Genomic DNA, 13,537 nt, shown 5'->3' with positions numbered 1-13,537 from the left:
CTCCTATCATAGAATTGCTTATTTCTTAACAGCGATAACTTCGATTTCAACCAGTCCGTCCTTCGGAAGACGGGCAACCTCCACGGCACTGCGGGCAGGATACGGCTCTGCGAAGAAACTGCCATACACTTCATTCACGGCGGCAAAATCATTCATATCCTTCAAGAACACAGTGGTTTTAACCACCTGTTCCAGGCTTGTCCCGGCCGCTTCAAGAATCGCCTTCACATTGCTAAGGGACAGCTTGGTTTGCTCCTGTACCCCTTCGCCGAATTCACCTGTCTCCGGGTTCAGACCAAGCTGGCCTGATGTATACACCAATCCGTTAATTTCAACAGCCTGGCTGTAAGGCCCGATGGCTCCTGGCGCTTGGTTCGTCGATATGATATTTTTACTCATCGTTCATCACCCTCTCATGTATTCCTATCTGTGTACATTGTAATCTGCCACGGTGACTCTGGCAAATCTAATCAGCTGCCTCGCCAAGTACATGAATGACTTCGTTGGTGTAGATATGATGGCCTTTCATATCCGTTAGCCCTATGTTGACCATTGACTTGGCTACCTTTACCGCCGGAATGGCGCGGTATGGAGCGAGTTTCGGACCTCTGAACGCAAAATCGAAGGCTGTCATGAGAACCGAAGCGGCTCGCTCCCCAAACCGCTGCTCGGGCCTGTCACCCAGCAATAATGACGGTCTGAACAGATGCAGTCCTCGAAAACCGATCTCGCCCAATCTTTGTTCCGTTTCCCCCTTGGTCCGCAGATAGAAATTACGCACCTTCGGATTGGCTCCAGCGGAGCTGACCGCCATAAACTGTCTTACGCCATGCCGCTTAGCCAGCTCTGCGGTTTTGATGACATAATCCACATCCACTTTGCGGAACTCCTGCTGGGAACCGGCCTTCTTAATCGTTGTCCCCAAACAGCAATACACGCTATGGACGCCGGAAAAAGCATCGCTGTATCGATCCAGCCGATCCCACTCCACCAGGATGGGCTTCAGCTTGGGATGTGTAACATCCGGAAGCCTTCGAACGAGCACGCGCACCTCGTCAAGCTCCTCACGGCGCAGCAGCTCGTCGGTTACCAAACGGCCTACAAGTCCCGTGGCTCCGACCACAAGGGCAATCATTCCCACCTCGAGTCTCCCTCCTTCCGTTCATGATATTAAATATAAATTACGTGAAGGATCTATCCGCAAATCGCCACTCTTCTATGGAGAACGAAGAACTCTCCGCCCAACCGTCAATGCAATCAGCACCATCAAGACGCCCACTGCGGTTTGAAATCCGTATTGAGATACCCAGTCCGGGGCATTTGCGATCCCTTTAAATATAAAACCTCCAAGCACAGGGCCCAGGAAAGAAGTAAAACCCGTTATCGCCGAGTATACAGCAATAAACATCGGCCGTTCGCTTTTTGGCGTATCCCCAATCATAAAGTTGAAGGCCAGCTGGTTAAACCCGCCTACTCCGGCACCCAGCAGCATATGCGACAGCAGCAGCACCGGAATAACCGGCAGGACTGACAGCAGTCCCCATGACAAGCATGAACCTGCAATAAGCGGCAGCGTCCAGTAGAGCAAGGTTCTGTTGCTGAAGCGCGCGTTCAAATTCCCCCACACATAGAAGCCGATCATCATGACCATGGTTTGTGCAACCGTCATAATGGAAACGACCGAATACGAAATATGCAGAACATCCAGCATGGCGTATGAATATAGCGGGACAATCAGCGTCTGCAGAAACAACCAGGCTGCCAGAAATAACGTTGACCTGATGAAGGTGGAGTCCGCAAGCGGCTTTCGGATCATCGCTTTAAACTGACGCTCACTCGAATGCTCGAATGGAGGGTCCGGATACAAGAAGAATAGGGACAAGTTCGCGGAAATTGCAATCCATGAAATGATAAACAGAATCAGGAAGCCCTCGCTGCCAGGATAACGGTCCAGGATCACCCCCCCGACAAACAGGGTCAAGGCCCCCAGCGCATTCAAAATCGTATTGCGTATGCCAAAATAACGTCCCCGTACCTTCGCTGGCACCATATCGCTAATGAGCGAAGTCCAGAGTACGCCGGATACGGTATTGGCTATAAAGGCGGCCATGTACAAAACCATAAACACCGGAATCCACCAGCGTTCCGGGAAAATAAACGGAATAACGCCCGTGGCCCCCCATAAGATGCGGTGCACAAAGACGAATACAATCATGGCCTTCTTGCGGTATTGCAGGCGCTGGATCAGGTACGCTACTAGAATCTGAAGCACGTTGAACAGCGTTGTGACGGCGAGAACGAATCCAACCTCGCTGGATTCCGCGCCCAGGAACAATAAGTACCCTGTAAGAAAAGGCCCTCCCAGCAGCGTCTGCAATATGATCGCCGGGACCCCTTCCCATGTTGCCGCTATCAAATTTCTGCGCTGGTATGAAACCTGTTTACGCGGCTTGTGAATAACCTGGACAGCCTTGATGATGATGCACTCCTTCGATGTCTTAGAATGGGCTGATCAAACTTCCTTTTGACCTCATTCTACACCGCATTACACCTAAGTCAATATGACTTTTCAAATATAAAACTCACATGATTTTCTTCATGCCTAAGGGCTGGATACCCCGTCTTAAGAAGACACAAAAAGAGTGCAAATCAGGCACGATTTGCACTCTTTTTCCAAGCGGTTATGAAACTGGTCAACGGTTTCCATTCCCTGCGGAGCCAGCCGGATGATTCGGCAGTTTCCTCCGCCATAAGCCCCGCGGGGGAAGCCGCCTGCTGACTGTCTTTGACAGGGAGAGCTTCCTCGTTCATCATCTCATAGTATCCCAAATGATAGGTGCTGACCATGTCTCCGTGTAAGGTAAACGCTTTGCCGTCACGAATATCAATCAATTTGCCGGTCACAACCCGGGATTCCAGCATGATCATTCCGCCTCCCTTATCCTCTGAATAGACTAGTCACGGAACCTGGTACTCCAATCTGTATATTCACGCTCTGCGTCATCTTTCGAGTGACCGTAGCGTTCCTGTATCTTCCCTACCAACTTGTCCTTTTCTCCAGCAATCACGTCGAGGTCGTCATCGGTCAATTTGCCCCATTGCTTCTTCGCTTCGCCCTTCATCTGCTTCCATTTCCCTTTAAATACGTTGCTATCCATAAATATCAGCTCCTCTTAGAGTAATGAATGATGAATTCTATAATTGCCTGTACTTGTGTATACCCGTCACGAGTTTCTCTGAATCCTGGCAAAGGATGTCATGCGCAGATTCTTCCTCCTTCTTTCTCCGGTGGCCTGCAATTGTGAAGATATAGAAAAGCTGCCACCGTGGATCTCGACAGATCCACGGGACAGCTTTTTTTACACCTTCCTATTCAAGGCTCATTGTTTCTTAGGTACCGGATTCAACCGCCTATCATCCTTTCAATTTAATGACCGATGCCTCCCGATCTCTCTCTTTGTCCTTCTCTTCCTCTTTATCATCGCCAACAAGCTCTCTTGCGGAAGCTTTGAATTCGAACAATGTACGGCCTACCGCCCGGCCAAGTTCCGGCAGCTTCGAAGGCCCGAACAGAATGAGGACGACAACCAAGATCATCATTAATCCAACAAAGCCGACATTCTGGAACATTTGGACTCAACTCCTCTAATTAAGTAATAGGTCTCTGTTTGACTCCTAAGCGCTGGATTTGTTATTTCTTTTTTTCCAACTATCCTGCTCCCTATTTCTTCTTACTCGGAAACACGGCTACCGCCTCAATCTCAATCAACCAATCGGAATTAACGAGACTGGCTACTCCTACGGTGGAACGAGCAGGCTTAACCGGATTCTCCTTCGTATTAAAGAATTGGGCGTAAGCATCAAACCAGCCGGTATAATCAAAACTTCCATTCTTGGCTGCATCCGGGGTCAGGTACACCCTCAGATAAACAACATCCTTCATTGTCAGTCCCTGCTCCTTCAGCTGCTTCTCAATCTCCTTCAGGATGCCGAGCCCCTGGGTTTTGGTGTCGCCATAACGTTCGTACACCGTTTTGCCATCCTTGTTCAATATAGGGGGCACCGTCCCGCTGGTATAGAGGTAAGAAGACCCTTCCGGCACAATTACCCCGCTTGAGATAGAAGAAGTAGGACTGCCGTAAAATTTAGGAGCGGGCGCTGCCTTGGATGGCTTCTTATGGACAGTGGCACTGTCTGCATACGCGGTGACGCTTACGGCACTGAACAACATGGCCAGAGCCAGTAACGTCTTCCATTGGTTTTTCATTGGATAGTCTCCCTTCAATTTAGGCTTTCATGACACGCTTATGGATATCGGTTACGACCTCACGTGCAGATTCGATGGCTCCTGCCTGCCAGGCCGTGATATAACTGATGTGCTCCCCTGCCAAATAAACGCGGTTATCCGGCTTGCACAAGGTAGGATAGTAGGTTTTCCTGTCGTTGGCGGAATAGGACACCCAGCCCCCTTCCTGGTACTTGGTCTTCTTCCAGTCGATGGAGTAGGAAGCCTCGAACTCCTTCGGATACTGCGGATGGATTTTGGCCCCTTGCGTCAGCGCTAGTCTCTCGCGCTCTGCGTACGACATGCCCCCAAGTTTGTCGGCAGTCCCCCCGTATGCATAGTAGCCGAGCAGAATTCCCTTTTTCCCGAAATAATCGGTCGGAGGATAGTAGATTTGCGTAATATCCATATTCGTGAGGCTGCTGCCGCCGTAGAGATCATCGTCTTCCTCCCAGAATCGCCGCTTGAACTGCAGACCGATTTTACCCGCGGAGGCGTATCCGACACTGCTGATGGCCTTGGACATCTCCGGCGAGAAGTCTGCCGGAATCTTCTTTAGTACCGTCAGCGGTATGGTACAGATACAGTAATCCCCTCGGAGCTCCTGATCTTTGCCGGAATTGCCATCCTTATACACGATCCGCACCCCCGAGGAGGATTGGCGAATCTCCTTCACCTCTGACTTGAACTTGATTCGGTTGCCAAGCCGCTTCTCAAATGCCTTCACGATGGCATCCATGCCGCCGACCGGATGAAACATCATCATCTGCTGGTCATAACTGTACTCATTGCTGAAATATTTACCGAAACCTGAATGAATGATGGCCTTCAGATCGAACGGATCCCGGAGAACCCCCGCATCCAGCCGGCTTCCCGGTTCATCCTTGTAACCGCCGCGTTCCGATCCCTTATAGAACAGGTCCGGATTCAGGTCCCCCTCGGCCTTCAGATAATCTACGAGCTTCAGCTTCTCTTCCGCCGTAAGCGGCAGATCCAGCGCGTTTTGATTCACCGCTTTGGCAAGCATCTCGGCAACATAACCGCGAACATCTGCCTTGGCCGCACGTTTAGGGACCCGCTGCCCGGATAACGCGCCAACGTTCTCGTTATAGTAATAGCCACTCTCATTCACATTGTTGAAGGGCTCGATGGCAACACCAAACTTCTTGCAATAATCAAGCGTGACATGAAACTGCGGGATTCGCATCGGGCCTGCATTGAAATAAAGTCCGTTATCAAAGCGGGAGGTCTGACGACCTGAACCAATCTCCGCCACAGAGGTCCCTTTGCGGATTGTCCAGTTACGACCACCGGCGAATTCCTTCGCTTCCAGAATCGTACAGTCATAGCCTGCCAGCCCAAGCTCATAGGCTGCCGTTAAACCCGCTATCCCTGCTCCAAGAATGATGATTTTTTTGCCTCCACGGCCGCTAAGATTTAAGTCATTCTTACCGGGAGGCGTATATTCCGCTGCTTTCAACGTTTCAGGCGATAGGAGCCCCATCGTACCCATTAGACTGAAGACGGCAACAGATCCTCCCACTTTGCCAACGGTCGTCAGAAATTGTCTCCGGGTCATCTCTTTTTCTTTTGGTTGTTCTTTTGTAGCCACCCTCGTTCACTCCTTCGCTAGTTGTGCTGGATTGGACTCATGAGCCGATCTTAGCAAAGAAACCAAAATTTGACGTAAATTTTGTTAGGAATCCTAACATTGTTTTTTTATTTTTGAAAAACGATTGCTTTTTTCACTTCTTTTTCATAAAATCATGTCATAAATCCTTCCAAACGAAATGCAATTGCCCAATTATTACCGTTTTATCTTCTTTCATTTTTAATCCAAAGCCATTTAACAAAAGCTCAGGGTTAATAATACTTACACAGGAGGTAAAGTTCATGGAGAGTAAGGTGATGAGTATTGGGGTGGTTTGCGAACTGACTGGATTGACGGAACGACAAATTCGGTATTACGAGGAACGAAAGCTTGTTTTTCCGGAGCGTACCAAGGGAGGGAATCGCCGATATTCTTTTGAGGATGTGGAGAGCATCCAGGAAATTCACCGAAAAATGCAGGAGGGATTTAATACGTTTGAACTCAAGGAATTGAAGAAAAAACAGCGATGCACACCCATCTTCCGATGATGAACAAGGAGTGATCAAGACTATGGAGATCAAGAATACCATGACGATGCTGGAACATATCGCCGAGTTAAGGAAACGGATCCTGCAGGTGGCCGCCGTTTTTATACTTAGCATGGTCATCGGACTGATTGCCGCGCCTTACGTCTTATCAGTGCTAAAGCATCATTCGCCGGCATTTCAGGTAACCTGGAATGTATTCTCACCCTGGGACGGCCTGCGCATCTATATGAGCATCGGTATCGTCCTGTCGCTGCTGCCCACCCTGCCGTTTGCCCTGTATCAAATATGGCTGTTCGTTAACCAGGGATTGAACAACCGCGAGCAGAAAGCGGCACTCCGGTTCATCCCCTTCTCCGCCGTATGCTTCATCATAGGAGTAAGCTTTGCTTATTTTGTGGTTTTTCCTATGAGTCTTGCCTTTACAACGGGAATCAACAGTCAGATGGAGCTGGTGGAAACATATGGCGTCTCCCAGTACTTCGGGTTTATGTTCAATATTATGATCCCACTGTCACTGGCCTTCGAGCTGCCGGTTGTTGTCCTGTTCCTGACCCGGATCGGATTATTAAGCCCGGCTATCCTGCACACCATGCGGAGGTATGCCTATGTCATTCTGGTGATCATTGCAGCACTGATCTCCCCGCCTGATCTCGTCTCCCACCTCATGGTTGCTATCCCCCTGATTGGCTTGTACGAGATCAGTACATGGCTGGCAAGCCGGATGCACCACAAGCAAAAGCATGCTGAAATCGATGAAACGGAGATAGACGCAGCGAACCAGTTGATATGACGCTTGTGAGCCAATACGGGAGACAATTCCTATGTTAACGCGCCTTGCTGCTGGTCCTGAGTCCAAGGAGGACAGTCTCAGTCTCAATCACACCGCACATCATAAAAAGGAGGCCGTTTACCTAACAGGTAACGGTCTCCTTTTTTAGAAGCAACGAAAACAAGTCTTGCATTCGCCGCTTGCCCTTAACGGATTGAAATAACCTTCTTCTCCGTTTTCATATATTTAACGAACATGCCCGCATAATCAGGATCCCACTGGGTTCCCCTGCCAGCCTCCAGTATGTTCAAGGCATCCACGGACTTCATGCCGCTGCGGTACGGTCGATCAGAGGTCATCGCATCATAAGCATCAGCCACCGCAATGATCCGGCCAAACAGCGGGATTTCTTTCCCCTTCAGCCCGTCAGGGTAACCGGCTCCGTCGTACCGCTCGTGATGGGAACGCACCCCTTCCAAATAAGGGGCCATGGCGTCAGCCGGCTCGATCTGCAGCAGAATGTTCTCTCCTTGTGCCGGATGGGCTTTCACTTGATCGAATTCCTCTGCCGTCAGCTTTCCTTCCTTCAACAGAATATTGTCGCGGACCCCGATTTTTCCGATATCATGCAGCAGTGCCGTCTTATGCAGGATATCGACCTCCTTTTCGCTCAAACCAGCCAGACGGCCGATTAACACCGAATATTCCGCTACCCGAAGCGAATGTCCCGCCGTATAGGGGTCTCTTGCATCAAGCGCCGCTGCCAAGGCGGCAAAATAGCTGTCCAACAGCTTGCGGTTTCGCTCTTCCCGCACCTGAAGCCCTCGAACCATCATATTAAACCCTGCAATCAAGTTGGAAAATTCATCGGAATACAGATTGGAGGTCTGAATGAGGCGGCCTTCCTTAATCTCATTCATTGCCCTATACAACTGCCGGATCGGGCGCTGTAAATCCTGAGTCAACAGCCAGGCGCCAACATAAGCAAAGCCTACGCCCAGCAGCAAAATGAATCCTGCCCATCCCCAGTACTGCTGGGCTATGATCTGACTGAGCCCCTCCAGCCGAATCTGGACCGCGAGACTGAACAGAAACAAGGGAAAGGTACCGATCAGCATCGTACTCAGCAGAAATTTGGTTCGAATTGCCATGAATACATGGCCTTCCAATGAAAAATCCACACCATAACGAGACAACGCCTGCCGCCTGATCTCCTTGATTAACGGACGGATTGCAGCTATCGTCAGAAAAAATTCAATCATTGCATGACAGCTGGCAAGGAGAATAGCTCCAAGACAAGCCAGCCATATGTAAAAAGGGGGAAAGTTCAGCTTCCCCTGCTCCATCATCCAAACAGTAAGTACTATGGCCGGAAGGGATAAACCCAATAAATGAGGACCGAATATACGATATACTGCCATTCGCGGCATCCGATGAACGCTCAAATATGCTTTTTCCAACACTTCCAGATCGATGTTGTCTTCATCAAATCCCGCATGAATCGGTCGTAAGTGCCTAAGAAAAATTGTCAGCTCTGATGCAATCATAACCATAAACGAAATAGCGAGAATGATCATAAGACGTGCGCCTTCCTCGAACGGGATGTCCAAGGTCGTAACCATCAATACGCCACCCACAACAAGCACAGCTGCAGAGGACCCAATCATATAGTTCCGGATGAGCTGCTTAAGAAAAGACTTATACAGTTGCATGGTACGCCTACTTTCGTTGACAGATAATAAATATCGGCGAGGCATATTCATTGTAAATCAGAACTTATTCGACATTATGCTACAATTTTAAGAGGGCATCAGCGGAATTTGCAAGAAAAATTTGTTAATATGAATATCGTTGGAAATCGGAAAAAAATCAAGCGCTTTTACACAACATTCTAATACATGTTTGAATATCTTTGCTTATTAGAACATACTATGATATAATAAGTAATTGTTACATGAAGTTTAACCCCGTCAGTTCCTCGAAACATGGTTATTTACATCTCTGTTGAAGTGAAAATTCCTATTTTAATGACCCTAAGAGTAAGAGTTTTATGGAACGTTTTTCTGATTCACACTGGAGCGGTCATCGGAGCCGCAAGGACGAAAGAGAGGCAGGGCTTTTGTTGTTTTAGAATGATTCTTGAAGAAACTTCAAATACGGAACCAACTGTGCAGCCAGCCCATACTGGCCGTCAGGGGTTAAATTTTATATGCGCATTTAGCGCCAAATCAAGGACTCGGCCTTTGCCGGGTCCTTTTCCATGCCTCCCTTCGCACGCCCTTTTCGAATACCGAAAGACAGTGACAGCCGCCTAAACAGCTGCATATGATACCGAAGACGATCATTCGGAAGGAGCGTGTTGTTTTGAAAAAAAAGAAGAAAAGCGCTGTGTTTTCAACTGCCCAGTCCTACATGATAGATCCCAATACAAGAGAGCTTGACCTGCTGGAGCGCACGAAAGAGCACAGTCACCATAAGGAAACCGACAGAGAGGCCCACATTCTATCATCGGCTCCTGTTGCGGATCTGGAAGAGAATGCCGTTGGCATTAGCAAATTGCAGCAAACGAACGAAACCATGGACGAAGACATAATCAACCAGGTTATATCGGACCAAAATTCCCTTTTGCAAACTGCCCCAGATTCAGATTCGACCAATGAAACCTCTGCCTTCGATCTAGCATCACAAGCTGTCGATTCCAGCAATCCTGCTGCTTCGGATGTCGATCTCAGTTCTCCTGCAGTATCGGATGCCGAGCAAGTGCAGCTCATAACGGAAAAAGAAATGCCAGGAATCAAAGGAGCATTCATATTCACTGAAGATATTGGTGAATTTGCCATAACCGAAAACCGGATCGCTTCCAAAGCGGTCACAGCATCCAAACTGGCGCGCGCATCGGTGGGTCCCGAAGCCATCCAGGACCATAGCGTTACCAGCCTTCACCTGGCCGACGAAGCGGTGACCTCGGGTAAAATCGCGCCATTATCGGTCACGGGAGATCATCTGATGGATGGTATCTTATCCACGCGCAAGCTTCGGGACGGCTCTGTGAATGCCAGTAAAATCAAGGATAGCAGCATCACTTCACAGAAGCTGGCAGACCACGCTGTGACTGGCGATAAAATCGCGGATGGTGCCATATCTGCCCGTCACCTTGAGCAGCTTCTCATTACAACCGAACTGCTTGATAACCAAGCGGTTCACGGGGACAAAATCGCATCAAGCGCCGTGGAAACGCGCCATCTCGCGAATGAGACCGTGCACAACTCCAAGCTGGCCGACCTTGCGGTTACCTCTTCCAAAATCCGTGACGGTGCCGTCACCGGAAATAAAATTGCCAACGATGCCGTAAATGGTTCCCACATCCTGCCGCAGAGCGTTGACAGTGAGCATCTGGCGAAGAAGGCTGTCACAGAAAAGCATATCGCACTCGGCAGCATTGGATCAGAGCAAATCGCGACTGGAGCTGTTAACGCTGCACATATCAAAGAAGGTTCGTTGAACGCCCGCCATCTGGAGGATGGAGCCATTGGATCAGAGCAAATCCAGCCGGGTGCCATAGGACCGGTCCAAATCAATAAAAACGCTGTATCCACCCACCATCTGGCCGATTTCAGCGTAACCAGCTCCAAGCTCGCCGATCAGTCTGTTCATACGGCAAAGCTGGTTGAGCAAGCCGTTACGGCTTCGAAAATCGCAGATCAGAGCATTCTCCCGCACAAAATCGCCAATGAGGCTGTTCAAACCCGCCATCTGGCCAAGGGAGCTGTGGAATCCAGCCAAATTGCAGCAGCGGCTGTTCAAACCGAGCATTTTGCTGCACAGGCAGTGAATGCAGAGCATATTGCAAAGGGCAGTATCCTACCTCAGCATTTGGCTCCTCAAAGCGTGCCTGGCACTGCCATTCAGTCCAAAACGATAACGGACCAGCATCTGGCTGACGGAGCTATCGGGAAACGGCATCTTCAGGCCGCATCCGTCGAAGAAGATACGCTGGCACCCGAGAGCGTAACCAGCCAAAAGCTCGCGCTAGGTTCGGTTGGCGGGGCCATTATTGCACAGGATGGCGTTACCTCCAGCAATATTGCCAGCCAATCGATACAGCAGCAGCACTTGGCCGCAGGCAGCGTAGGTACGAGAGCCTTGCAAGAAGGGGCCGTTCACGAGTCCCACCTGGCTGAGAGTTCCATTGCAAGCCGTCATCTGCAGAAGGAAAGCGTACGGACAGAATCGCTCGGATTCGGCTCCGTAACGACAGATAAAATCGCGGCTGGCAGCATTCTGGAGTCCTCCATCGGCGATGGAGTTATTGCGCCTCGGCATTTGGGGGACCATGCAGTAACTTCTCTGAAGCTGTCTCCGGAAAGTGTATCCACGGATAAACTGACCGACCTTGCCGTAACGACATCCAAGCTTGCCGAGGGCAGCGTATCTGCTGGAAAAATTGCAGCACAAGCGGTTCAACCCATTCATCTGTCGCCTGATGCTGTAACCGCGGAAGCGATTCAGAATCAGGCCGTAACCTCAGATAAGATTGCACCGCAAGCCGTAGAGGGCGCCCATCTGGGACTGGAAACCATCTTGGGTAAACACATTGTGCAGGAAGCCATTCATGGTTATCACTTGAAAAAGAAATCCGTCACCTTAAGCCATCTGGCCGACGAAAGCCGTTCTGCAGAAGTGTTATTTGCCGATGCCAGCATTCCGGGCACTAAGCTTGAGTCACAGTCCATTACAGAAAACCACCTCTCGCCTTCATCGGTCTCGGGTACAACACTGCAAGCACATGCCGTGAGTGGCGACAAAATCAAGCCTCTCTCCATCTCTGCTGTTCATCTGCAGGAGGCGAGTGTCCAGTCGGATCATCTGGGTGTGGAGATAATCAAGACCCAGCATATTGACGAGGACTCTGTGACCGATCGCCATATTGCTTCCGGCTCCATCAACGCTGGGCATATTCAAGATGAGAGCATTGAGTCCGCGCATCTCACGAGAGGCGCTGTTCTCTCAGAGCATATTGCCGGAGAATCGATTGATGGCGGGCATCTCACCGAGGGTGCTGTTGGCTCCAGACATGTGGAATTGTTCTCGATTCAGAGCAATCACTTGGCTCCGTATTCCATCAACTCTGCACATCTTGGAAATCAGTCCGTCAGTCATGTCCACCTGCAGCCAGACAGCGTTGGAGTTGATCAATTGCAGCCAGGTGCTGTTAAATCTCGGCAGCTGGCCGAAGGCGCTGTTCTTCCGCATCACCTGCAAACCCATTGCATCGGTTCGCAGCATATCGAAGCTGGTGCGATCACAACAGAACTTCTGCAGGATGGCGGAATAACAGGAAGCAAGATTGCAGAGGCTTCCATCACCGGGGTACATGTTGCCGATGGCTCTCTTACTGGTACTCAAATTGCCAATAGTTCCCTTACCGGCGCTCAAATCGCTGACAGCTCCATCGGCAGCAGACATCTCGGCCCTAATGCCTTCGATAACTTCGTATTAGACGAAGGTTCTGTGACTGGGGACAAAATTGCGAAGGCTTCTATCACTGGGGCGCATGTGGCCGATGGCTCTCTTACTGGCACTCAAATTGCCAATAGCTCCCTGACAGGTGATCAAATCGCTGACGGCTCCATCGGCAGCAGACATCTCGGCCCCGATGCTTTCGATAACTTCACCTTATTCGAGGGCTCGATTTCGGGAGAGCATATTGCTGCTGGCTCCCTTACCGGCGATAAAATTGCAGAGGTTTCCATATCGGCTGCGCATGTTGTCGATGGCTCCCTTACTGGCACTCAAATTGCCGATGGGTCCATTACCGGCACTCAAATCGCTGATGGCTCCATCGCCAGCCAACACCTGAGTCCCGATGCCTTCGATAACCTCACCTTAGTCGATGGTTCGGTCACTGGGGACAAAATCGCAAAGGCTTCTATTACTGGAGAGCATATTGCCGATGGCTCCCTATCCGGCAGCCAAATCGCGGGCGGTTCCTTGACTGGTTATCAAATTGCCGATGGTTCCATTGAAAGCCGCCATCTCGGCCCTGATGCCTTCGATAACCTCACCTTAGTCGACGGTTCGGTCACTGGGGACAAAATTGCAGAGGCTTCTAATTACTGGAGAGCATATCGCTGATGGCTCCATAGCCAGCCAACATCTGGGTCCCGATGCCTTCGACAACTTCACCTTATACGAGGGCTCGATTTCGGGAGAGCATATTGCTGATGGCTCCCTTACCGGCACTCAAATCGCTGATGGTTCCATTGAAAGCCGCCATCTTGGCCCTGATGCCTTCGACAACTTCACCTTAGTCGATGGTTCGATCACTGGGGACAAAATCGCAG

13 protein-coding genes are annotated in these 13,537 nt (G+C 50.0%); 4 read left to right on the top strand and 9 right to left on the bottom strand.

Features of this window, described 5'->3' with window-relative positions:
- Positions 1–18: 18 nt before the first annotated feature.
- The 8 genes from PVOR_RS05240 to PVOR_RS05205 all read right to left on the bottom strand — a co-directional run bounded on the left by PVOR_RS05240 (position 19) and on the right by PVOR_RS05205 (position 5,897).
- Complete coding sequence (locus PVOR_RS05240) at positions 19–399, bottom strand: RidA family protein (protein ID WP_006208053.1); 381 nt, start codon at positions 397–399, stop codon at positions 19–21.
- A gap of 67 nt (positions 400–466) precedes the next feature.
- The gene (locus tag PVOR_RS05235) at positions 467–1,141 is read right to left on the bottom strand and encodes an NAD(P)H-binding protein (RefSeq protein WP_006208052.1); all 675 of its coding nucleotides are present in this window, start codon (positions 1,139–1,141) and stop codon (positions 467–469) included.
- 75 nt (positions 1,142–1,216) lie between these two features.
- Positions 1,217–2,476, bottom strand: a complete 1,260-nt coding sequence (locus PVOR_RS05230; protein ID WP_387799724.1) for an MFS transporter — start codon at positions 2,474–2,476, stop codon at positions 1,217–1,219.
- 173 nt (positions 2,477–2,649) lie between these two features.
- A complete protein-coding gene (locus PVOR_RS05225) occupies positions 2,650–2,922 on the bottom strand; it encodes a hypothetical protein (RefSeq protein WP_006208050.1) in 273 nt (90 codons plus the stop codon).
- A gap of 32 nt (positions 2,923–2,954) precedes the next feature.
- Complete coding sequence (locus PVOR_RS05220) at positions 2,955–3,158, bottom strand: CsbD family protein (RefSeq protein WP_006208049.1); 204 nt, start codon at positions 3,156–3,158, stop codon at positions 2,955–2,957.
- 256 nt (positions 3,159–3,414) lie between these two features.
- On the bottom strand, positions 3,415–3,630 hold the full coding sequence (locus tag PVOR_RS05215; protein ID WP_006208048.1) for a twin-arginine translocase TatA/TatE family subunit: 216 nt from the start codon (positions 3,628–3,630) through the stop codon (positions 3,415–3,417).
- 91 nt (positions 3,631–3,721) lie between these two features.
- On the bottom strand, positions 3,722–4,267 hold the full coding sequence (locus PVOR_RS05210) for a RidA family protein (protein ID WP_006208047.1): 546 nt from the start codon (positions 4,265–4,267) through the stop codon (positions 3,722–3,724).
- A 19-nt stretch (positions 4,268–4,286) separates the two neighbouring features.
- Complete coding sequence (locus tag PVOR_RS05205) at positions 4,287–5,897, bottom strand: flavin monoamine oxidase family protein (protein ID WP_006208046.1); 1,611 nt, start codon at positions 5,895–5,897, stop codon at positions 4,287–4,289.
- 281 nt (positions 5,898–6,178) lie between these two features.
- Here PVOR_RS05205 and PVOR_RS05200 point away from each other — a divergent pair, with 281 nt between their 5' ends.
- Both PVOR_RS05200 and tatC read left to right on the top strand, forming a co-directional pair.
- The gene (locus tag PVOR_RS05200) at positions 6,179–6,424 is read left to right on the top strand and encodes a MerR family transcriptional regulator (protein ID WP_006208045.1); all 246 of its coding nucleotides are present in this window, start codon (positions 6,179–6,181) and stop codon (positions 6,422–6,424) included.
- A gap of 22 nt (positions 6,425–6,446) precedes the next feature.
- Positions 6,447–7,214, top strand: coding sequence for a twin-arginine translocase subunit TatC (gene tatC / locus PVOR_RS05195; RefSeq protein ID WP_006208044.1), 768 nt, complete (start codon positions 6,447–6,449; stop codon positions 7,212–7,214).
- Between the two features lie 185 nt (positions 7,215–7,399).
- Here the strand turns inward: tatC and PVOR_RS05190 are convergent, their stop codons facing one another.
- A complete protein-coding gene (locus PVOR_RS05190) occupies positions 7,400–8,905 on the bottom strand; it encodes an HD-GYP domain-containing protein (RefSeq protein ID WP_006208042.1) in 1,506 nt (501 codons plus the stop codon).
- Between the two features lie 652 nt (positions 8,906–9,557).
- Between PVOR_RS05190 and PVOR_RS30950 the strand changes: the two genes are divergently transcribed.
- Both PVOR_RS30950 and PVOR_RS31360 read left to right on the top strand, forming a co-directional pair.
- Entirely contained in the window at positions 9,558–13,328 is a 3,771-nt protein-coding gene (locus PVOR_RS30950; protein WP_200860819.1) for a hypothetical protein, read from the top strand.
- A partial coding sequence (locus tag PVOR_RS31360; RefSeq protein WP_040680241.1) for a hypothetical protein occupies positions 13,291–13,537 on the top strand: 247 nt, incomplete at its 3' end. The genes PVOR_RS30950 and PVOR_RS31360, both read left to right, overlap by 38 nt.

The sequence above is a fragment of the Paenibacillus vortex V453 genome (genome assembly GCF_000193415.1).
GTDB classification, from domain to species: Bacteria; Bacillota; Bacilli; order Paenibacillales; family Paenibacillaceae; genus Paenibacillus_AQ; species Paenibacillus_AQ glucanolyticus.
The sequence above is the reverse complement of the archived record's forward strand: the minus strand, read 5'-3'. Positions and strand labels throughout refer to the sequence as shown.